This window comes from Nocardioides korecus, from assembly GCF_054778395.1.
In genome coordinates, this window is sequence record NZ_BAAGZO010000018.1 from 1 (window position 1) to 20,112 (window position 20,112).

Annotated in this window: 21 protein-coding genes and 1 riboswitch; of the genes, 17 read left to right on the top strand and 4 right to left on the bottom strand. The window is 67.1% G+C overall.

Annotated features, from left to right (window positions below):
• Positions 1-2,982: 2,982 nt before the first annotated feature.
• A complete protein-coding gene (locus ACYVDA_RS20345; protein ID WP_460820386.1) occupies positions 2,983-3,402 on the bottom strand; it encodes a hypothetical protein in 420 nt (139 codons plus the stop codon).
• 562 nt (positions 3,403-3,964) lie between these two features.
• Positions 3,965-4,074, top strand: a riboswitch (TPP riboswitch).
• Positions 4,075-4,278: 204 nt separating this feature from the next.
• On the opposite strand from ACYVDA_RS20345, the gene ACYVDA_RS20350 reads away from it, so the two are divergent.
• The 7 genes from ACYVDA_RS20350 to thiC are packed head-to-tail and all read left to right on the top strand — an operon-like array spanning position 4,279 to position 9,063.
• The gene (locus ACYVDA_RS20350; RefSeq protein WP_460820365.1) at positions 4,279-4,476 is read left to right on the top strand and encodes a hypothetical protein; all 198 of its coding nucleotides are present in this window, start codon (positions 4,279-4,281) and stop codon (positions 4,474-4,476) included.
• A 32-nt stretch (positions 4,477-4,508) separates the two neighbouring features.
• Positions 4,509-5,576, top strand: coding sequence for a glycine oxidase ThiO (gene thiO / locus ACYVDA_RS20355; protein ID WP_460820366.1), 1,068 nt, complete (start codon positions 4,509-4,511; stop codon positions 5,574-5,576).
• Positions 5,573-5,806 carry a sulfur carrier protein ThiS gene (gene thiS / locus ACYVDA_RS20360; RefSeq protein ID WP_460820367.1) on the top strand — a complete coding sequence of 78 codons (234 nt, stop codon included), beginning with the start codon at positions 5,573-5,575 and terminating at the stop codon, positions 5,804-5,806. Before thiO ends, thiS begins: the two co-directional genes overlap by 4 nt.
• Positions 5,807-5,817: 11 nt before the next feature.
• The gene (locus ACYVDA_RS20365; RefSeq protein WP_460820387.1) at positions 5,818-6,576 is read left to right on the top strand and encodes a thiazole synthase; all 759 of its coding nucleotides are present in this window, start codon (positions 5,818-5,820) and stop codon (positions 6,574-6,576) included.
• Positions 6,573-7,151, top strand: a complete 579-nt coding sequence (locus ACYVDA_RS20370; RefSeq protein ID WP_460820369.1) for a thiamine phosphate synthase — start codon at positions 6,573-6,575, stop codon at positions 7,149-7,151. The genes ACYVDA_RS20365 and ACYVDA_RS20370 overlap by 4 nt, the downstream gene beginning before the upstream one ends.
• Before the next feature lie 2 nt (positions 7,152-7,153).
• Positions 7,154-7,387: a bifunctional hydroxymethylpyrimidine kinase/phosphomethylpyrimidine kinase gene (locus ACYVDA_RS20375; protein WP_460820370.1), complete on the top strand. Its 234-nt coding sequence runs from the start codon at positions 7,154-7,156 to the stop codon at positions 7,385-7,387.
• Positions 7,387-9,063 carry a phosphomethylpyrimidine synthase ThiC gene (thiC, locus tag ACYVDA_RS20380; RefSeq protein WP_460820371.1) on the top strand — a complete coding sequence of 559 codons (1,677 nt, stop codon included), beginning with the start codon at positions 7,387-7,389 and terminating at the stop codon, positions 9,061-9,063. Before ACYVDA_RS20375 ends, thiC begins: the two co-directional genes overlap by 1 nt.
• 1,191 nt (positions 9,064-10,254) lie before the next feature.
• On the opposite strand, the gene ACYVDA_RS20385 is transcribed toward thiC, so the two are convergent.
• From ACYVDA_RS20385 to ACYVDA_RS20395, 3 genes are all read right to left on the bottom strand, one after another.
• Entirely contained in the window at positions 10,255-10,482 is a 228-nt protein-coding gene (locus tag ACYVDA_RS20385) for a GDCCVxC domain-containing (seleno)protein (protein ID WP_460820372.1), read from the bottom strand.
• Between the two features lie 61 nt (positions 10,483-10,543).
• Positions 10,544-11,641: a cation diffusion facilitator family transporter gene (locus ACYVDA_RS20390; RefSeq protein WP_460820373.1), complete on the bottom strand. Its 1,098-nt coding sequence runs from the start codon at positions 11,639-11,641 to the stop codon at positions 10,544-10,546.
• Complete coding sequence (locus tag ACYVDA_RS20395) at positions 11,638-12,021, bottom strand: ArsR/SmtB family transcription factor (RefSeq protein ID WP_460820374.1); 384 nt, start codon at positions 12,019-12,021, stop codon at positions 11,638-11,640. The genes ACYVDA_RS20390 and ACYVDA_RS20395 overlap by 4 nt, the downstream gene beginning before the upstream one ends.
• A gap of 453 nt (positions 12,022-12,474) precedes the next feature.
• On the opposite strand from ACYVDA_RS20395, the gene ACYVDA_RS20400 reads away from it, so the two are divergent.
• The 10 genes from ACYVDA_RS20400 (at position 12,475) to ACYVDA_RS20445 (ending at position 20,009) form a co-directional block, all read left to right on the top strand.
• Positions 12,475-12,954: a DUF6153 family protein gene (locus tag ACYVDA_RS20400; RefSeq protein ID WP_460820376.1), complete on the top strand. Its 480-nt coding sequence runs from the start codon at positions 12,475-12,477 to the stop codon at positions 12,952-12,954.
• 107 nt (positions 12,955-13,061) lie between these two features.
• The gene (locus tag ACYVDA_RS20405; RefSeq protein WP_460820377.1) at positions 13,062-13,604 is read left to right on the top strand and encodes a DUF305 domain-containing protein; all 543 of its coding nucleotides are present in this window, start codon (positions 13,062-13,064) and stop codon (positions 13,602-13,604) included.
• A gap of 276 nt (positions 13,605-13,880) precedes the next feature.
• Entirely contained in the window at positions 13,881-14,135 is a 255-nt protein-coding gene (locus ACYVDA_RS20410) for a hypothetical protein (RefSeq protein WP_460820378.1), read from the top strand.
• Positions 14,136-14,414: 279 nt separating this feature from the next.
• A complete protein-coding gene (locus tag ACYVDA_RS20415; RefSeq protein WP_460820379.1) occupies positions 14,415-14,897 on the top strand; it encodes a hypothetical protein in 483 nt (160 codons plus the stop codon).
• Between the two features lie 280 nt (positions 14,898-15,177).
• Positions 15,178-15,522: a hypothetical protein gene (locus ACYVDA_RS20420; RefSeq protein WP_460820380.1), complete on the top strand. Its 345-nt coding sequence runs from the start codon at positions 15,178-15,180 to the stop codon at positions 15,520-15,522.
• Positions 15,523-15,590: 68 nt separating this feature from the next.
• Entirely contained in the window at positions 15,591-16,169 is a 579-nt protein-coding gene (locus ACYVDA_RS20425) for a TlpA family protein disulfide reductase (RefSeq protein WP_460820381.1), read from the top strand.
• The gene (locus ACYVDA_RS20430) at positions 16,166-17,020 is read left to right on the top strand and encodes a cytochrome c biogenesis CcdA family protein (RefSeq protein ID WP_460820382.1); all 855 of its coding nucleotides are present in this window, start codon (positions 16,166-16,168) and stop codon (positions 17,018-17,020) included. The genes ACYVDA_RS20425 and ACYVDA_RS20430 overlap by 4 nt, the downstream gene beginning before the upstream one ends.
• Complete coding sequence (locus ACYVDA_RS20435; RefSeq protein WP_460820383.1) at positions 17,017-17,769, top strand: SCO family protein; 753 nt, start codon at positions 17,017-17,019, stop codon at positions 17,767-17,769. Before ACYVDA_RS20430 ends, ACYVDA_RS20435 begins: the two co-directional genes overlap by 4 nt.
• 525 nt (positions 17,770-18,294) lie before the next feature.
• Entirely contained in the window at positions 18,295-18,984 is a 690-nt protein-coding gene (locus ACYVDA_RS20440; protein WP_460820384.1) for a DUF4396 domain-containing protein, read from the top strand.
• A gap of 623 nt (positions 18,985-19,607) precedes the next feature.
• Entirely contained in the window at positions 19,608-20,009 is a 402-nt protein-coding gene (locus ACYVDA_RS20445; RefSeq protein WP_460820385.1) for a hypothetical protein, read from the top strand.
• Positions 20,010-20,112: the final 103 nt, after the last annotated feature.

The window sequence follows — 20,112 nt, forward strand, 5'->3', positions numbered from 1 at the left end:
AGCCGTTCAGGGGGTTCAGCGTCGCCTGGTAGGTGTCGTTGCCGGCGGCGGAGGCCGGGGACACCATGAAGGCGAACGGGACGGCGGCTGCCGCCAGCGGGACGAGGGTGCGAAGTGCCTTGCGCATGGGGTTGTTCCTCTCAGGGGGCGAATAGCGGGACCGGGTCAACCAACGGCCTCTGGTCCTGCTTAACGTGACGTGTGGGGTTCGTCACGCACAGCTCGGCGGATTGGAGATGTCTCCGACTCCGGTGCTCGTCCTGACCCGGGTCCACTAACAGGACTTCAACCTGGGTAGGAACGTCCGCGTGGTGGGTCAGGGCGTCAGTGCGTGCGCGGAGGTGGACTAATCTGGACATCGCGCCCACGGACGCGGTGGTCGTGGTCGAGGCCTGAAGTGCGGGCCGGAGGTGGGGGGGTCGGTCGAAATCCGGCGGCAGGACCAATGGTCGGGGTGATCGTGCGAAGCACGTCGAGCAGGACCTGGGCCAGTGCCGCCAGCTGCAGGTCGAGACGCCGGGAGAGGTCCCGCAGGGAGGGACCGCGTCACCTACCCGCAGTACTTGGTGCTCATCGTGCTGTGGGAAGGGGGCACGTCCAAGGTCAGGGGGTGGCCGGTGAGTTCCGGTTGGACCACGGCACGCTGACCCCGTTGCTCCAGCGGTGCAGGGCGCGGGCCTGGTCACGAAGGCGGCGCGCCCAAGGACGAACGCTTCGTCGAGGTCGCACCTACGGCCGAGGGTGAGGCGATGCGCGCCCACGCCTCCAGCATCCATTGCGACATGAAGGACCTGCTGGGATTGGACGACACCGAGTTCAGCGCGCTGCAGACGACGTTGCGCCTGCTGGCGTCGCGCGCCGGGCAGGGACTGCCAGCCGGCGCCGCTTCCCGCCGTCTGCGGATGGTGCCACGCCCAAGTGATCACCGGGGGTGGCCGGACCTCGTCACTGTGGGCACGCGCCGCTCTCCCGGCCACACCGCTCGCCGCGGTTTGGTCCGGACCCTCTCGAGTACGTGCCCCAAAACCGCGTGCAACGGGAGGTCGACGTCGAGTAGGACCGCGACCCGGACCGTCGACAACCGCTGGGGCGACCGCTCAGGTAACTGAGACAGTGGAATGTGGAGTCCCTGCACCGGCGACCCGGCGGCGGAAACTGAGCGCTTGATCTAGGGCTACCGATGGCCGTTGGTCGTGGTCGCCCGCGCCCCGCCGCACGGATCAGCGTGGGCGACCACTAAGCCGCCATCTAGCAGATGTCTGTCGGGCAGGCCTTGGGTGAGGTTACGGTGCCGAACCGGTCATTCCTAGGAGTCATCCGGGGTAGTGAGCACGGTCAGGTGGGACGCGTCGCTGGGCTTGCCGCGGGCGTCTGTCCGGTCGGGTTAGGCGAGGCACGGTCACGGCGTTTTGAATGTCACGCTGCGTCCCATGGATAACGAGCTCGGGAGTCTGGTCTGCTGCCGCCTGGGAGAGACCAACCGTGTCGGTGGCGCTCGATGCGCGAGGGCGCCAGCCTGGGAAGACGCAGCGCGGGAACGGGTGGCGCTGGAGCACACCCTGGTCCCAGGTCACTTCCGTCCCGGACCGAGACCGCCGCCAAGTTCCGCGGCATCGATGTGCCGAATCTTGGCGAGTAATCGAAGTGGGTCTGACCATCGGGCCGGAAGAGTCCAGTTTTGATGTGTCGCTCGGGTTGGCGCGGCGCCGCACCGCGGGAAGCACGCTGACGCGGTTCGCTGGAGTTTGGGAGCTCACAGGATTGCTTGCGCTGAGGGATCTTGGGAACGCACGATTCGCAACGTTCGAACGGCGTCTTCGTCGTTTCGTGCGTGGATGCACAAGGTAGTGATTGTTGCGGCGGATCGCGGCAAAACGCGGTGCGCGTAGGGGAGTCCCTCCTCCTGCAGCGCGGCCAGAACATCGTTAGCATGTGCCGTCGAAGACATCTCAAACCTCATGAATCACATTAGCCCCAGATCTCGCCTTGGGTCTTGGAGTCTGGTCGCTTTTTGAACTTGAACTCCGGATTCGCCGTCGGCACAGTCAAGGGGGCCCTCCCAAAGTTTGAGAGACTTCACATGCAACTTGAGGCTGTGCTCCACGACCCGCCGTCGTGCCTCAGGCTTGTGCCCGCCAGACGTCGAAGGTGGGGGGTCAGACCGGGGCCTCGGTCAAGGAAGTCCGTCTAGCGTATGGCATTTGAGCCAGGGCGCTGGCCCGCGCACACGGCGGTAGTGCGTGTCGGAGCGTCGCTGCCAGCAACCAAGAGCAAGGTGCCGATGACCAGCAACGACATGCCCGGCGAAGTGGTCGTCCCTCCGGGTCTGAGTGCTTTGTCAACGGCGTCACGCTGCGTCAGGACATGGCGCAGTTCGTGTGGGGGCGGTCGCGGGTACACCTCGAGATCCCTGCCGACCAGGGGTGTGATCCGTCCATGCGAGATGGGTCGGCAACAGGGACTGTCATCCCACGTCTTCACCATCACCGTTCTGGGTGGCTGGGAGCGGTCCGCACAACTCGATCGTCGCTGCGTCCGGGCGAGGACGTGACCAGGTGGTGACTGTGGCCCCGCGCTGAACCGGAATCGTCGTGGTGCGGACGTTTCTTGGGACGTTGGTTGCACGCAGCGAGAGGTCACTCAGGTCAGCGCGCCCGATACACGCAGGAACGCTTGGCCGGCGTCGGCCGGCTGGCCCGATTGTCTGAGGTCGGGTCGTCCTTGGACAAATTGGCGTGCCGGGAACGGGATCCGCCACGGGCCCAGACGACGTGTGACGGCGGTGTTCGCCGCTTAGACGCGGCCGAAGATGACGAGTTGTCCAAGGTCCCACTGCTTGGTGTTCACCTGCGACGCCTGCAGGCACAGCCTTGGTCAGGTGTTCCCCGAGGGCGACCCCCACGCGCGGGAGGGGGTGCGCGTGGGGGTCTAGATCGGCCGGCTCGGGGGCCACCGGTATCGATTTTTGCGCAAAAGGTAGCGCTATGTCGGGTTTCGAGTTACTTGGGGTTCGCTCGCACCGAGCCGGGCAGTGGTGACGCATGTCAGGGCGTCGGCCGTTAGTGGACCTTGCACGGGTGCGTGCACTAAGCGAGGGAGCCAGCTGCGGCGCAGGGACTGAGCGGGCGGGCTCAAATCTTGGCTGGGGTGAATGAGGTGGAGCGGCGGCGCCGGGTGCGTCGCAGCACCCCTGATCGATGACCTGGCCTGGCCCTCAGCGACAGCACGCGCTTTCTGGCCCTTGTCCTGTGACTGGGCCTGTTGCGGATGGCGGGAGATCGCGCCGCAGGAACGGAACCCACGACAGTCACCGTGTTGTGGCTTCAACCGTGGATGGCATTGCTCGCGTGTGTAGAAGAACAAGCAGGCGTTCTCGGGCATGGTCATCTCCGCCTCGGACAGGCACGACGGGGCAGGTGATCACGCACCGCAGGACCAGGTGATCACCCACTGCAGGACAGGAGACATGGTCCGACCGCATGAACCTGTCGTGCGACGCGACCCCTCGTCACGTGCTGGAGCGAGCACGGGGCCGGAAAGGGCTAGGTGTTTCTCAGTGTGCAGGCCGAGCTTGGCTGCGAAGACGCCCAGGCCTGCTCAGAGACGGTGCTCATGCAACGTAGTGCGGGGACCTCGCCTGAGGGTGGGCCGGCTGAGGGGCGTCGCTGGTCGTGGAACCAGGCCGGACATCGCCAACGGTCTCGGCTGCCTCGGCTCGGCGTGCGACGCTGACCGGTGTGCTCCACGCTTGGCGCAGATCCGCGCCGACGGGCCCGTCGTGGCCGCCTCACCACGTGGCACGGGCGCCGTACGTCGGCCGCTCGTGCAGCTCGTCGCTGTGCCTTCGCGGTGATAGCTCAAATTCCTATCCGCGATGGGCCGTGAGGGCCCGAATCACACCCGGCACGTGAAAACCGTAGAGGAGACCTGCCATCAGCACCGACCAGTCCAGTGCTAATATCTCGTACATCCACACGGGAGCCCGATGCATCGGGCTGAGATGGGGCTGATGCAGCCCCGACCGTCGAACCTGCTCCGGATCATGCCGGCGAAGGAAGTGAGATCGACGTGTTGTCAGCATTTCCCCTGGTCACCGATTTCGACGTAGACGACCGGGACGCGAGGACGCATCTGTCTGCTGTCGCCGACTGCGGCCTCGATGACCTTCAGCGGGTCGACGCGGTGCAGGTCCGCGCATCACCGACGACCGACCTCGTGGTCGTCGCAGGGGTTCGGGGGTCGCTCGCGGAACGTTGGCTACGACGGACGCGGGTGCTCATGGAGGACCCCCGTGACGTGCTCGCCGGATCTGCGTACGAGATCCTGACGCCCGCATTCGGGGGGATGGTCGCCACCCTGATGCGCGGCGTCCGGACTTTTGGTGCCGTGGTAGCCGCCCTAGGCGCCCTCGTCTGGCCGGACCCTGACCCGCCCAGCGCGGCCCGGGAGATCGCCGAGCTCGTGCCCACGTCGTGAGCCCGGTGACGCCTGGGCTCCGGGTTGTGGTCGTGGGTGGCGGGGTGATCGGGCTGGCCTGCGCCGACGAGCTGGTCCGGGCCGGGCACGACGTGACCGTCTGCGACCCGAGACCCGGCGGCGGTTCGACGTACGCCGCCGCGGGGATGCTCGCGCCCGGCGGCGAGGCGTGGTTCGGCGAGGAGGCCCTACTGCGGTTGGGGGTCGACTCGCTGGAGAGGTGGCCGGCCTTCGCGGCCTCGCTGGCGGAACGGTCGGGGCAGCACCTTGACCTGCGCTCGACTGGCACCATGCTCGTGGCCGCCGACCGCGACGACCTCGCCGAGGTGCACCGTGCCTCCCAACTGTTGAACGCCAGCGGGGTACGTGTGGAGGAGCTCGACCGGCGCACCCTACGAGCGGCTGAGCCCGCGCTCTCGGGACGCGTCGTCGGCGGGGCGCTGCTGCCCGAGGACTGTCACGTCAACCCACGGCGGGTGACCGACGCGCTGCTCGCGGTGCTGGGTGACCGGGTGGTTCGTGCGCGAGCGACACCGGAGTCGGACGGCGTGCTCCTGGACGACGGCTCCCATCTGCGTGCGGATGTGGTCGTGCTCGCCACCGGCGCGACCGGGATTCCCCACGTGCGCCCGGTGCGGGGCGAGGTGGTCAGGGTGCGGTGTCGACAGGCGCCGGTCCGGGTGCTGCGAGCGCGCGTTCACAGGGAGCGTGTCTACGTCGTACCTCGCGCGCACGGCGAGCTTCTGATCGGTGCGACCGAGGAGGAGCACCCAGCTGGCGACGGCGACCCGTTACCGACCCTCGATGGGGTGGTTCGGCTGCTCGAGACCGCCCGTGCCCTGGTGCCCGGCCTTGCCACCGCCGAAGTCGTGGAGGTGGTTGCTCGGGACCGGCCCGGCAGCCCTGACAACGGTCCGCTGATCGGACCGGTGTCAGGCATAGGGGGCGCGCGGCTGCTGCTCGCCGGTGGACATCACCGGGGCGGCGTGCTATTGGCCCCGATCACCGCGGCGACAGTGCGTTCTTACGTCGATGGCCTCGAGGTGCCGCCGGCGGCGCAGCCCTTTGACCCCCACCGCTTCGAGAGTGACACGGAATGAGCAAGCGACCCCAACCGGAACGAGGAATCATGCGCCTGAGCGTGAACGGACGACAGCGCGAGCTGCCCGATGGCATCGCGCTGGCTGGGTTGATGGAGAGGGTGGCCCCCGACCCTCGCGGCGTGGCCGTCGCCCTGAACGGCAGCGTCGTGCGCGCGGCCGAGTGGCCGGCCACCCCATTGGGTGAGGGCGACCGGGTTGAGGTCGTCACCGCCCGCCAGGGTGGGTGAGCGGCGTGGAGATGCTGGAGGTTGCGGGCGTACGGCTGGCCCCGTTGTGGCTGGGCACTGGTGGGCTGAGCAGTCTGGACACCGTGCGCCGTGTGGTCGCCGAAGGGCGCCCCGGTCTGGTGACGGTCTCGGTCCGGCGTGTCTCCGACACCGGGAAGGGCAGCCTGCTCGCCACCCTGCGCGCGCTCGACGTCCGGGTGCTGCCCAACACCGCTGGCTGCCTCAGTGCCCAGGAAGCGGTGTTGACCGCCGAGCTCGCCCGGGAGGCGCTCGAGACCGACTGGGTCAAGCTCGAGGTGATCGGTGACGAGCTCAGCCTGCTGCCCGATGTCATCGAGCTCCTGGAGGCCGCGGAGACGTTGGTGGCGCGCGGCTTCACGGTGCTGCCATACACGACCGGAGATCCTGTCGTTGCTCGCCGGCTGGTCGAGGTGGGCTGCGCCGCGGTGATGCCGCTGGGTTCCCCGATCGGCTCGGGGCGCGGGATCGCTGACCCGTACACGATCGAGGCGGTGCGGGCGGCGGTGGACGTTCCGGTCGTCCTGGACGCGGGGATCGGCACCGCCAGCGAGGCGGCGCACGCGATGGAGCTCGGCTGCGACGCGGTGCTCGTGGCGACGGCGGTCACCCGCGCCGAGGACCCGGTCGCGATGGCGCGCGCGATGAGCCTGGCCGTCGAGTCGGGTCAGCTCGCCCGCCGAGCAGGGCGAATCCCGCGCCGGGAGATGGCGCGGGCGTCGAGCCCGATGCGTGGGCGGGTGGGGCGGTGAGGGTGCCGAGGCTGCTGGTACTCACCAACCGCGGGCAGCTGCTGCCGGGACGTTGCCTGGTCGAGACAGTCGCCTCGTGCGCGGCGGCCGGTGCAACGACCGTCGTGCTGCGTGAGCTCGACCTGGGCGAGCCGGCGCGCGCCGCCCTCGCGGACGCGCTGGGGGCTCACATGCAGGTCATCTCGGCGCGCACCATGCTGCCCGGCGTGTCCGGTCTGCATCTCGCTGCCCACCAGGCCGCCCCGGCACACTCGGGGCTACCGTACGGCCACTCCTGCCACGACGAAGCCGAGGTCGCGCGGGCCGCCGAGGAGGGCGCGACCTACGTGACGATCTCGCCGGTCGCGTCCACGGCATCCAAGCCGGGCTACGGTCCGGCGCTCGGAGCCAGGGGAGTACGCCGTGCCGTCGGGGCCGCCGACGGCCTGCCGGTGCTGGCGCTCGGCGGCGTCTCGGCCGAAGCAGCGGCCCACATGCGCTCGGCCGGGGCGCACGGCGTCGCGGTGATGGGTGCCGTGATGCGGGCCCACGACCCGGCCGCCGTCGTCTCCGCGCTGATGTCAGAGCTGGGGTAGTGATGGCCATCCTGCTCGAGCCAGCAGCAGTCGAGACGACCAGCGACGATGGCACCGGTTGCATCTACAGCGCGGCCCTCGCCGTCCACCTCGCCCGCGGCTCTGCCCTTGTGGCTGCTGTCCGGCACGCGCACGCCTTCGTGGCCGAGGCGCTCACCGTCTCTGTTCCCTGGGTGCTCGACCGCGGTCGCGGTCTGGTCGCCCACGTTTTCACCCACCCCTACAAGGAGAACTGATGCATATCCACCCCTCGCACAGCACCGTCCACCGCAACGGATCGCGCGACGACCTCGCTGTGCCGTTCACCAGGGTCGCGCTCACCAACGGCGAGACCTTCGACCGCTACGCCACCGCCGGTCCGGGCAGCGATCCCGAGGTCGGGCTGCCTGCGCTGCGCAGTGCCTGGGTCGTGGAGCGGGGCGACACTGAGGAGTACGACGGCCGCGAGGGGCAGCTGCTCGACAACGGCAAGGCGGCCGTGCGTCGCGGTGAGGCGCGAGAGCAGTGGCGAGGACACCGGGCACGACCGCGCCGTTCGCAGCCGGGCCGCACTGTCACCCAGATGCACTACGCGCGCCGAGGTGTGGTCACCCCGGAGATGGAGTACGTCGCGATCCGCGAGGGGATGGACGTCGAACTAGTCCGCAGTGAGGTCGCGGCCGGACGCGCGATCATTCCGGCGAACGTCAACCACCCCGAGGCCGAGCCGATGATCATCGGCAAGCGCTTCCTGGTGAAGGTCAACGCCAACATCGGCAACTCCGCGGTGACCAGCTCGATCGCCGAAGAGGTCGACAAGATGACCTGGGCGGTGACCTGGGGTGCCGACACCGTGATGGACCTCTCCACCGGCGACGACATCCACACCACCCGGGAGTGGATCGTGCGCAACTCCCCGGTCCCGATCGGGACCGTTCCGATCTACCAGGCTCTGGAGAAGGTCGACGGTGACGCCTCGAAGATGACGTGGGAGATCTACCGCGACACTGTGATCGAGCAGTGCGAGCAGGGCGTCGACTACATGACCGTGCACGCCGGCGTACTGCTTCGTTACGTGCCGCTCACCGCCCAGCGGATCACCGGGATCGTCTCGCGTGGCGGCGCGATCATGGCCGGCTGGTGCCTGGCCCACCACGAGGAGAACTTCCTGTACACCCACTTCGACGAGCTCTGCGAGATCTTCGCGCGCTACGACGTCTCGTTCTCGCTCGGTGACGGTCTGCGGCCCGGGTGCACCGCGGACGCGAACGACGAGGCCCAGCTCTCTGAGCTGCGCACGTTGGCCGAGCTCACCCAGCGGGCCTGGGAGCACGACGTCCAGGTGATGGTCGAGGGCCCCGGGCACGTGCCGCTGAACCTGGTGGAGGAGAATGTCGTGCTCCAGCAGGACTGGTGCCACGGGGCACCGTTCTACACCCTCGGCCCGCTGGCCACTGACATCGCTCCGGGCTACGACCACATCACCTCGGCGATCGGCGCGGCCGCGATCGCCATGCACGGCACCGCGATGCTCTGCTACGTCACTCCCAAGGAGCACCTGGGTCTGCCGAACCGTGACGACGTCAAGACCGGCGTGATTACCTACAAGCTTTCCGCCCATGCCGCGGACATTGCGAAGGGTCACCCGGGTGCGCGTGACTGGGACGACGCACTGTCGAAGGCGCGATTCGAGTTCCGCTGGCACGACCAGTTCGCGTTGTCGCTGGACCCGCACACGGCGGAGTCCTTCCACGACGAGACGCTGCCGGCCGAGGCGAGCAAGACCGCCCACTTCTGCTCCATGTGCGGGCCGAAGTTCTGCTCCATGCGGATCAGCCAGGACGTCCGCGACTACGTGGCCGAAGGCATGGAGGAGAAGTCCACGCAGTTCCTGGAGCTGGGCTCCTCGATCTACGTCGAGGAACCTGCCTAGGCTCGCGGCCCATGACCTAGGACCGCCCCGGTACCCCTCCTCGGTGACCAGATCTCGGCGGCCGAACGGGCCGCCGAGGTCGGGGTCCCGGGCCCTTTCGAAGGCCGCCCGGGAAAGGCCTACGACCTCGTCGCCGCCCCCATGAGACACGACGACCCGGTCGAGCCGGTGCCTCAGCTGCTAGCGGTGACCCAGCCGTCGTCGGTCTGCTCCAACCCGGGCGAATCGTCGTGGTTTCCAGCGCAGCCTTCCTTGGCCCGGTCGCCTGGGCGTGTGCCAAGCGGTGTCCGCGTACATCCGCCCGATCTCGAGGTGGCGGTAACCAGCGGGTGGCTGCCCCCGACGAGGTGGACGTCGGGAACCTCGCCGACGTTTACGGCTTACGCGGATGCCTTCGCGGTGGCTTCACGTGCGACGCCTCAGCGTGGGGGTCGTGGTGTGGATCGGTGTGCTCGCGGCGGCCGGGTTCGCGGTGTCCAAGTCGCTGCAGCACCACGCCATGGCGCAAATGACCCGCGCCGTGCTGGCGACGTCGTCCTGCCAGGGCTGGTGCGCCAGCCTGGTGGGGGTGGGGCAGTTGATGACGTTCGCGTCTTTCGGTCTCCACGCGTGGGCCCTGGGACCAGTCTGCTCGTCGTGGTGCACCGGGTGTTGGTGTCGGAGATTGTGCCGGCCGTGCCGGCCCAGGCCGCTCTGGACCGTCGCCGACCGGGGCGGTCCGAGCTGGGGACTGTCGCAGTACGACCGCCGGACTGGCGAACTTCATGGTCTCCTCCCGTCTTTCGGGATCGGCGGGTCCGATCCGACCTAACCAGGCCTCGGCGCTGGTGTTCGTGGGCGTTGGACAGGTCACCACCCGACGGCTCTGATCTCAAGGTGGCCTGGTCCTAGCAGCCTGGCTCGGGTCACTACGGGAACCATCGTCGTAGGCGGCGAAGCGGGCCACCAAAGAGTCGGTGCCGGTGCCAACCCCTGGACACTACGGTGTCTCGGGCGGTGCGGGCGACGCCACGAACCCGGACACCTAGGCCTTTGCGGCCCTCGTCCTCGATGCGACCCGCTCGCTGGGCTGCCCACCGCGCGCAGCCCAGGCACAGGGCGACCTCAGGGTGGTTACCCAGACGAATGATCCGGGCGGGGACCTCCGCCGCATCACAGCACCAACACTGCTCGCGACCACCAGAGGCGTCCCTAACAGCGGTGTGCGTCGTCATCATCCTTGCCTCTCTGGGCCTGTCGCGGAGGGCAGGGGACGGTGCCGTAGGTACAGAACACACAACAGTCGCCCGGTTTGGGCTTCAGCCGTAGCTGACAACCGTCGCACGTGTAGAAGTAAACGCAGGCGTTCTCCGGCATGGTCTCGTCCGCCTCCGCTCCGCATGACGGGCAGGTGATCAGCGAATGCAAGACGACGGACATGATTCAAGCGTACGAACTTGAGCGTTTGACGCCGCCTTCGGGACCGGTCGTGGCAGGTAAGTCAGAGGACAGCGTCTTCGTGGCCTTCCAGGACCTGATGGTGATCCACCCCGGGCTCGGCTCGGGGGCTGACGTGGATTGTTACGGCAGCCAGTTTCGGGATCTCGTGCAGTAGCCGGTGGTGAGCGTCGGTGGAGATGGTGTGGGCCGCTATGAGGTCGAGGTGCGGGTCGACGACGACACCCGCTTCTGCGGTGATCTTGTGTCCGATCCACCGCAACCGAACGTGTTCGGTATCGATTACGCCGGGGGTGTGTCGCAGGATGCTGGTGGCGTCGGCGGTGAGAGCCGGGTCGACGGCGTCCATGAGGCGGCGGTAGATGTCGGTGGCTGCACCGCGCAGGACGGCGAGGATGGCAAGGGTGATGAGGAGCCCGATAATCGGGTCTGCGAGGGGGAACCCGGCCATGACTCCGATGGCTCCGGCGACGACGGCGAGTGATGTGAACCCGTCGGTGCGGGCGTGGATCCCATCGGCGACCAGTGCGGCGGACCCGATGCGGCGTCCGACCCGGATCCGGTAGGAAGCGACCAGTTCGTTGCCAAGGAACCCGATAACCCCTGCTGCGATGACGATCCAGGGATGCGTGAGCGGGGAGGGGTCTGCGAGGCGTCGCACCGACTCCCACCCAGCGACGACGGCGGAGGCGGTAATCATCAGGACGATGAAGATCCCGGCAAGGTCCTCGGCCCGTCCATACCCGTAGGTGTAGCGGGCATTGGCCTGCCGCCTGCCGAGGATGAACGCGATCCAGAGCGGGACGGCAGTGAGGGCGTCGGAAAAGTTGTGAATGGTGTCGGCAAGAAGCGCGACCGAGCCAGTCAGAATGACAAGGAGCGCTTGGGCCACAGCCGTGATGCCGAGCGCGACGAGGCTGATCTTGACCGCTCGGATGCCGTCGACGCTAGCTTCGAGGGCACTGTCGACGGAGTCAGCGGCGTCGTGGCTGTGCGGCTTGAGGATGCCCGCGAGGACACCTCCGAGACCACCTGCGTGGTCGTGGTCATGGCCATGTGCACCGTGGCCGTGCTGGTGGCCGCGCCCGTGCTGGTGGCCTTGCCCGTGTTGGTCGTGTTCGGGGCTGGTCGGCTGGGTCATCGGGGCTGCTTTCTGGAGGCAGTGTCAGTCGAGGGCTGATGGTGGGCTGGGACGCCCGGTCCGGCGTGCTCAGCGTTGTGGATGGCGTCAGCAACCAGTTGGCTAACGTGGCTGTTCGCCAACCTGTAGAACACGTGACTCCCTGCCCGGCGCGTGGTCACCAGGCGGGCCATCCGCAGTTTTGCCAGATGCTGCGACACCAACGCCTGGGGCTTACCAAGGGTCTCGGTCAGATCACTCACCGGAGCCTCACCCTCACTCAGGGTCCACAGCAGTTTGATCCGGGTCGCGTCAGCGAGCATTCGGAACACCTCGACCGCTAGGTCGACCTGCTCCTCGTCAGGGAGACTGGCCCTCCCCGGCCCTTCGTATGCGCGCATTCGCACATCGTTACATGACGGATGTCACGTGGCGAACCGAAGACCTCGTTTTCCAAGACGGACATTCGACTTAATGGTCTCGAGCGTTCGCCGAGTGCTTGCGGCCGCCGCCGGCCGGTAGCTGGGTCGCAGTCGTGGATCCGTGCCCGGGAAATGTCGAGGTGTCGTCGCAGCCGTGCAGGCGGTCTGGTCCATGTCGAGTCAGCCACTGACAAATGGCGGCCGGGACCTTGCCGCCTGCTCTTCGTCGTCTGGGAGGTGCAGGTTCAAGGTCATGGAATCCGGTACCGGGACCTACCGGGCGAAGGCGAGGGTGCCGCCGTTGCGACGGGGGGCGTGGATGAGTGGGCCGAGGTCACGTCCGGGTCCGGAGTCGAAGTCCTCCACAGTCATGCCGCCACCCTAGGGCGGAGGGGTCAGGCACTGGTCAGGACAACTACCTACACTCAAAGGGTGAGCAGTCGACCCGATAACCGGACCGCAGCGCGTCGCGCGCTGTGGCTCGGTGCGCTGCTCCTGACCCTTGCTGGGTTGTTCGGGATGCACGGGCTCTCTGACCACGGCACCGAGCAGATGGACAGCGCCCATACGCCCGCGACCACGGTGTCCTCGGTGTCCTCAATGTCCTCGGTGATGACCGGTACGGCATCCACCGCCGTTGATCTGGCTCACGCCACGGTGGCGACCGTTTCGCCGGTCCTCGACGCGGTGGTCTCGCACAACCCTGGTGCAAGCACCGGGATGGACATGAGCGTCACCGCAATGTGCCTGGCCGTCCTGCTGCTCACAGCCATCGCGCTGATCGTGGCTTTGCAAGCCCAGCGGCTGCGCCCGCTCCTGTTCCTGACTGCCCGCCCCGTCCGGGCACCGGTCACAGCCGGGCGCGAGCCAGCCCCGCCAAACCTGTACGCCCTGTCGATTCAACGCTGCTGAGGCACGCCAGCGCGGACCCGCTCTCATCACGACCTGGCGGTTCCGTGGCTCGCCCGCGCCCCCAGCACACCCCCCTTTTTTTCGACAGACCGTTACAGGAGACCCACATGAAGCGACTTTTCGGCGCCATCGCCCTTGCCGTGGTGGCGGCACTCGCCCTCACTGCCTGCGGAAGCGGCAGTAGCAGCGGGAACGGCGGGGGCGACTTCAGCAACGCCGACGTGACGTTTGCCCAGTCCATGATCCCCCACCACCAGCAGGCCGTCGCGATGGCGAAGATGGCGAAGGCGCACGCCTCGTCACCTGAGGTGAAGAAGTTGGCCGAGAAGATCGAGGCCGCTCAAGGCCCTGAAATCTCCACCATGCAGGGCTGGCTCAAGGACTGGGGGAAGTCCAAGGCGTCCGGCTCGATGGGCGGCATGCCGGGGATGATGAGCGGCTCCGACATGAATGGCCTCGACAAGGCCACCGGTGCCGCCTTTGACAAGATGTTCTTGACCATGATGGTCGCCCACCACACCGGGGCCATCGAGATGGCAAAGACTGAACAGTCGAAGGGCAAGAACGCCGATGCGATGGCACTCGCCAAGAACATTGAGAAGGCTCAGACAACCGAGATCGCCCAGATGAAGAAGATGCTCGGCTCCTGACCCCCTTGAGGGCCGACCGCTGCACCCAAGAATGGGCGTGCATCGGTCGGCCCTCCCGGCCCCTGGGGCTCCCGGCAGGGCTTTCGTAGTCACCACGACTGCGGGGCTGTCGCGTGCACAGCGATGGAGTCTGGGCTCTGAGCAAGGGCGGGCAACCGACCCATGTTCACCAACAGGACCCTCGCATTCGGGGCCGTTGTGACCGGGATCGAGGTGCTGGCAGGTATGCCCGCCTACTAGCTGCTCGTGCTCGCTCGCCCTTTGATGATGTTCCTCATGATGGCGTCGATGTTTGGCGGGAACACTCTCAAGGCAGCAGGCGAACCAGAAGCGAAGTCGAGCACGGTCGTGCCCGCGGCCAATTTCGGCTCAGGGACCCTGCTCAAAGGTGACCTGACCGGCATCGTGAAGGCACGACAACTGTCCCGAGCGACCATGTCGAACATCTGTCAGAGCCTCGTGTTCGCGTTCATCTACAGCGCCGTAGGCATCCCCATCGCCGCCGGGGTTCTCTACCCGGTCTTCGGATAGCTTCTTTCACCCATCATTGCCGCCGCTGCGATGGCCCCGTCGTCGGTGTCGGTGATCACGAACGCGCTGCGGCTTCGCACCCAACGACTCTGAAGAGGGCGACGTTCTGAGGCGTCGGTACCAACCACGGGAACCGGCGGCGGTCGATGCGACGCAACCGACCCGTCTCTACGTCGTCTCTGTGCTGCGTACTGATATTCGCGTTCAGGCGATGTCAACAACCGGTGAGACGGGGGGAGCCGAAACCGTCAACCGAGCCATCGATAGACTCTCTTCGTTATGACGTCGTCCCAAGGTCCGATCCAGGTCCGCAAGCTGTTGCGGCTGACGGGGCTCGTCTTGGTACTCATGGGCGTGCTCGGTACCCACGGGCTTGCCTGTTCGGGAAGTGCGAGTGCTACCGGCATGGACATGTCGATGAGCCTCTCGATGTCTTCCCCGACGACGCCAGCATCTGTGCCCGCATTAGGTCAAACCCTCGCGAACGCCGCCGACGGCCTCGCCCACGCCGCCGGTGTTGGACGCACTGTCCTCACCAGTGCTGAGGGGGTTAGTGGGGGTGACAGCGACATGGGGATGAGCATGGCTGGCCTGTGCGTCACCATTCTCCTCATCGGGATGACGGGTTTCTTTTTCTTGCTGAACCGTTGCCCTGGCCTGATGGCTTTGTCGAGCGCACCGCGTCTGGTAGCCGTGCCGCGCCCGTCAGGTCGCGGATCTGACCCGCCGTCCCTGACTGCGCTCTCTGTTCAACGCTGCTGAGTCGCTAGCGGATCTCTCTCATCGGGTCCGCTACCCCCGCATGCCCGGACACAGATGCGCCCTCAGGAGCCTGCACATGAACAGAACCGTTGCCACCGTTGCCGCGACGATCGCCGCTGTCACCCTCACCGGGTGCGGAGCCAACCCAAGTGCCACCGCATCGCCCCCCCCGAGCTCGGAGGTCGCCTCAGCCGGGTCCTCTGGGCAGCTGCCCTGGCCCACACCCACCGACGTGCCGGACCGTGTGGCCGCGGCGGGACTAGACCTCGCCCCGATGGGCATGGCTGAGCACTACCACCCACGGTTGCGCATCTTTGTCCGAGGCGCCGAGGTCCCGGTCGCACCAAACATCGGGGTCGACCCCACCACCGGGGCGATGTCGGCAGTGCACACCCACGAAGGTGACGGCACGATCCACATCGAGGCCGCAACGGAGGGCGAGGTCTTCACCCTCGGGCAAGTCTTCACCGAATGGGGAGTGCCGCTATCGCCTACCCGCCTCGGCACCGTCCGCGCGAACCCGGGTGAGAAGGTCACCGCAACCAGCAACGGAGTGCCGGTCAGGGGGGACCTGAACGGGCTTCGGTTGCGCCCCGATCAGCAGATCGAGGTGCGACTCGGATGAGCAACGATACCCACGCCTCGTCGAACCCGCCCTCCCGCTCTCGGCGCCCAACAAGACGCACTGCCGCGGTGGTCGTGGTGATCAGTGTCGGTCTTGTTGCCGCTGTCTTCGCGGCCCGGACTTGGGGTGACTCGAGCCCCGATGCCGCCGCAGCGCCGTCTCCTGCGGTCGACCAGTCCAAGCCGGGGCTGGTCACGTACCCACCGGCCCAGCGGGTCAAGGTTCCCAACTTGACTGGAACCACCCTCGGTGGCGAGCGCGTGAGCCTGCGCGACTTCGCCGGGAAGATCGTGGTCGTCAACGTGTGGGGGTCGTGGTGCGGCCCGTGTCGCGCTGAGACACCGGACCTGGTCCGCCTCGCCCGACAGGACGCTGCCAGAGGGGTTGCGTTCCTGGGAGTCGATACACGCGACAACCTCGGCTCCGGGCAAGCGTTCGCTCGCAAGTTCAACGTCCTCTATCCCAGCATCTTCGATGAGAGCGGCGCATCGCTCCTGCCGCTGCGCGGCACCATCCCGACCTCCGTCATTCCCAGCAGCGTCGTCATTGACGCCAAGGGCAACGTAGCCGCTCGGGTGATCGGCCCCGTCACCTACACGACGCTCAGTGGTGTCCTGAACGACGTGATCGCGGCAGGTAGCCGATGATCGAGGCAGCCGACCCCGGAAGCGTTGTCACCTACGGCCCGCTCCTGCTGGCGGTCCCCGTCGCCATGGCAGCTGGGCTGGTGTCATTCCTCAGCCCGTGCTGCCTACCGCTCGTGCCGGGTTACCTCGCCTACGTCACCGGGACAGCCGGAGCCGACGCCCAGCAAACACGAACGGGCACCATTCCAAGTACAGGTTCGGCCAGCACCGATGCAGCCACGACAGCGCAGTCGGCCGGCCTCGGCGTTCGCCGCAGGCTCCGACGACCGAGCCGCACTGTCACCGGAACCCTGCTCTTCGTACTCGGGTTCGCAGCCGTCTTCACCAGCTACGGCGCAGCGTTCGGTGCCGCCGGTGCAGTCCTGATCACCTACCAGGAACCCATCACCAAGGTCCTCGGCGCACTCACCATCGTGCTCGGTCTCATGTTCACCGGAGTACTGGGACGTATCCCGTTCCTCAATCGCTCATTCCGGCTCAACATGAAACCCCGCGTCGGCGTGGCCAGCGCACCGCTCCTCGGGATCCTGTTCGGGATCGGCTGGACCCCCTGCATCGGCCCCACCCTCGCCGCAGTCCTCGCCCTCTCAGTCAGCACCGGCGGAGCTGGACGCGGAGCCCTGCTCTCCTTCGCCTACAGCGTCGGATTGGGTATCCCGTTCCTGCTCGCTGCCTTCGGGGTCCAGCGCGCCTTCCGAGTGTTTGCGTTCGCTCGACGCCACGCCCAGCGCGTCATGCAAATCGGGGGGATCCTGTTGATCACCGTCGGCGTCCTGCAAGTCACCGGCATCTGGACATCCCTCATCACTCAAATGCAGGGCGTCGTAGCAAACTGGCAGACACCACTATGAACACGAACCGCCTGACCCCGCGAGGCTCACTACTGACCGCCGCCCTCGCTGCTGTCCTCACGGTCAGCGGCCTCACCGGCTGCAGCAACGCAACCGCGACTAAGAGCGACCAGAAGTCCGGGTCGGCCGCCATCGTGCAGAAGGACACTGACGGGCTCACCGGCACCCGCGTCGACAACCCGCCGCTCCAGGTCGCCGCCGTCACCCTGCGAGACACCAACGGCCACCCGGTCAACCTCGCCGACCTCCCCGCTCGCAAGGCAACCGTCCTGTTCTTCGGGTTCACCCACTGCGACGACGTCTGCCCCACCACGATGGCCGACCTCGCCACCGCCCGACGCACCCTCCCCGACGCCCTCGCCCAGCGGGTCAACATTCGTTTCGTCACCGTCGACCCCAACCGTGACACCCCTACCGTGCTACGACGGTGGCTCGACCAGTTCGGCACCGATGTGACCGGGCTCCGAGGACCCACCACGCTAGTCAACAAGGCCGAACGGTCGCTGTACGCCGACGCCAGCTCCACCACCGCACCCACGCCCGCCCCGACGCCGACCGATCCTTCGGCACACGCCGACGGCCACCACCACAGCCACGACGGCAAGAAGTCTGCGACGGGACACGATCAGGTCTCCCACAGCGGGTCTGTCTACGTCTTCGGCCCCCACGGTGAAACCGTCCTCTACACCGGCGGCACCACCCCCCAGCAGTACGCCGCAGACCTCACCCACCTCCTACGGCAACCGTGAGGCCTCGCACCCACCGGCGTCTCACCACGACAGTCGCCAGCGGGTTCCTCGCGCTCGCGATAGCACTGCTGTGCACTCTCTCCGTCGCTGCAAGCGCCGCCGCTGACTCCCACATGACCTCGTCCAATGGCGTACCGATGGTCGGCCCCACGACCGGGACCAGTCCCCAGGGCACGTCGGTGAGCACCACCAGGACCCAGGAGCGCGCTGTCGGCGACCCCAGCGTTCTCGGCGGCATGTGCGACGGCGTCTGCGCCACCCAGAGCACTGCTACATGTGCAGTCATCGTCCTCACCGTGGTCTCTGTCCTCGGGTTGCTCCTGGGTCGACGACGCGACACCTACCTCGGACTCACCGCCCGGCAATGCGCACGATCACAGCTCGCCCAAACCGAACGACAACGGCCACCACGGTGGACCGTTCTGACACTGACAGACCTGTGCGTGCTGCGCGTGTGATGAGCCGGTCCCCGGACGCCGGCCAGCCGAGCGGACGGCCAACTCGCCCCTCACACCGTCAACACCTTTGAAGGACATCGCACACATGAACATGCAATCACGCGTACCCGGCTGGCTCACCCCCATCGCCTGGGCCTACATCGCTGCCTCGATCATCACCGCCACGTACCTCGCCTACGACATCTACCTACGACGACACCGCCACCGCACTGTCGCCTCAGAACTCGTGTGGGTGACCTCCGCGCTCTACCTCGGTCCCATCGCTGGGGTTCTCTACCACCGTTACGGGCGGACCACCGGCTCCTCGACGGGGTTGCCTTCTGATAGCCAGCCCATAGCCATTCAGGGCCTACCCGGCGGCGGCGCATCCGCTGTCAGTCACCTCATTGGAGTTCCACTGGTCATCGCGTCCGGGCTCACCATCGCCGGAATCAACCTGTGGGTCATGATCCTGACGATTGCCGTCCTAGCTGCAGCGTTCCTCTTCCTCTACGAACGCACTACCGGCGGTTCCACCCACCCCGGCCACACCCGGTCCTCCGTCGCTGCCGCAGGGGCTTCAGTCCTTACCGTCCTTGCCTTCGACATTGGCATGGGTGGCTGGATGCTCCTCCTGCACTTCAACGAGTACATGCCGGCCGCCACCGAGGGATCCTTCTGGTTCCTCATGCAGATCGGCATCGTGCTAGGGCTCTTGTCGGGTTACCCAGCAGTTAAGTGGCTCACGCGCAACCAGGGGGCGCCTGCCGTCGTCTAACCCGGCCGCGGACAGCTCCAAGGACTCGTCCCACACGGGGCGGGTCCTTGGACTCTCTAGCCAGAGGTGTGACTGCGTCAGGGGTTTCCGCCAGAACTCCGCACCCGGAGGAGCGCGCTAGTGAGAGGCAGCTCCGGCGTAGACGTGCTGAATGCTGCAAGGCGGCGTGGCGGTTGACTGCGACGAGATGGGGGGGACCGCGTTCGTGGGTGCGTGTCCCATCAGGGGCCGCCGGATTGTTGCACGAACAGGCGGCTCGTTAGGGTCTGCTGCACGGATAGGTGACATCTGATCTGCGTCGATGTGTGTCGGCGCTAGAAGGATGTGCGTCGTGCCCAAGCCGTTCCCCACGGAGTTCCGCGAGGACGTGATCCGGGTCTATCGGGAGTCGGATGCCTCGATGGCCCAAGTCGCGAAGGACTTCGGGATCTCAGCATCGTGCCTCAAGCGGTGGCTCGTGATCGACGACCGGACCTCTGCTCGACCCTCGCCCGCAGGCCGTGCCGCGAATGAGTCCGAGGCGTTGCGCGAGGCGAACAAGCGGATCAGCTGCTCGAGCAGGAGAACGAGGTCCTGCGTCGCGCGGCTGCCTATCTGTCCCAGGCGAATCTGCAGGGAAAATGATGTACCCGCTCGTCCGCGAGCTGGCCGCCGACGGGCTTCCCGTCACGGTGACGTGTCGGGTGCTGAAGATCGCTCGCCAGCCCTACTACCGGTGGCTGGCGCATCCGGTCACGGACGCCGAGCGCGTGGCGGCTTATCGCGCGAACGCGCTGTTCGACGCCCATCGCGACGACCCCGAGTTCGGCTACCGGTTCTTGGTGGACGAGGCCCGCGAGGCAGGCGAACTGATGGCCGAGCGCACTGCGTGGAGGCTCTGCTCCGAGCTGGGCTGGTGGTCTGCTTTCGGCAAGAAGCGCGGCAGGAACGGCAAGACCCCTGGCCCGCCGGTGCACGACGACCTCGTCGAACGCGACTTCACAGCCGAGGCCGCGAACCAGTGGGTCTGCCCCGAGTTTGGTTGACACCTGAGCGGTGAGGATCTGTCCTCGCTGGAAGGATGTCCCCGTGGCAAAGCCCTATCCCAAGGAGTACCGCGACGATGTCGTGGCCGTGGCCCGCAAGGGC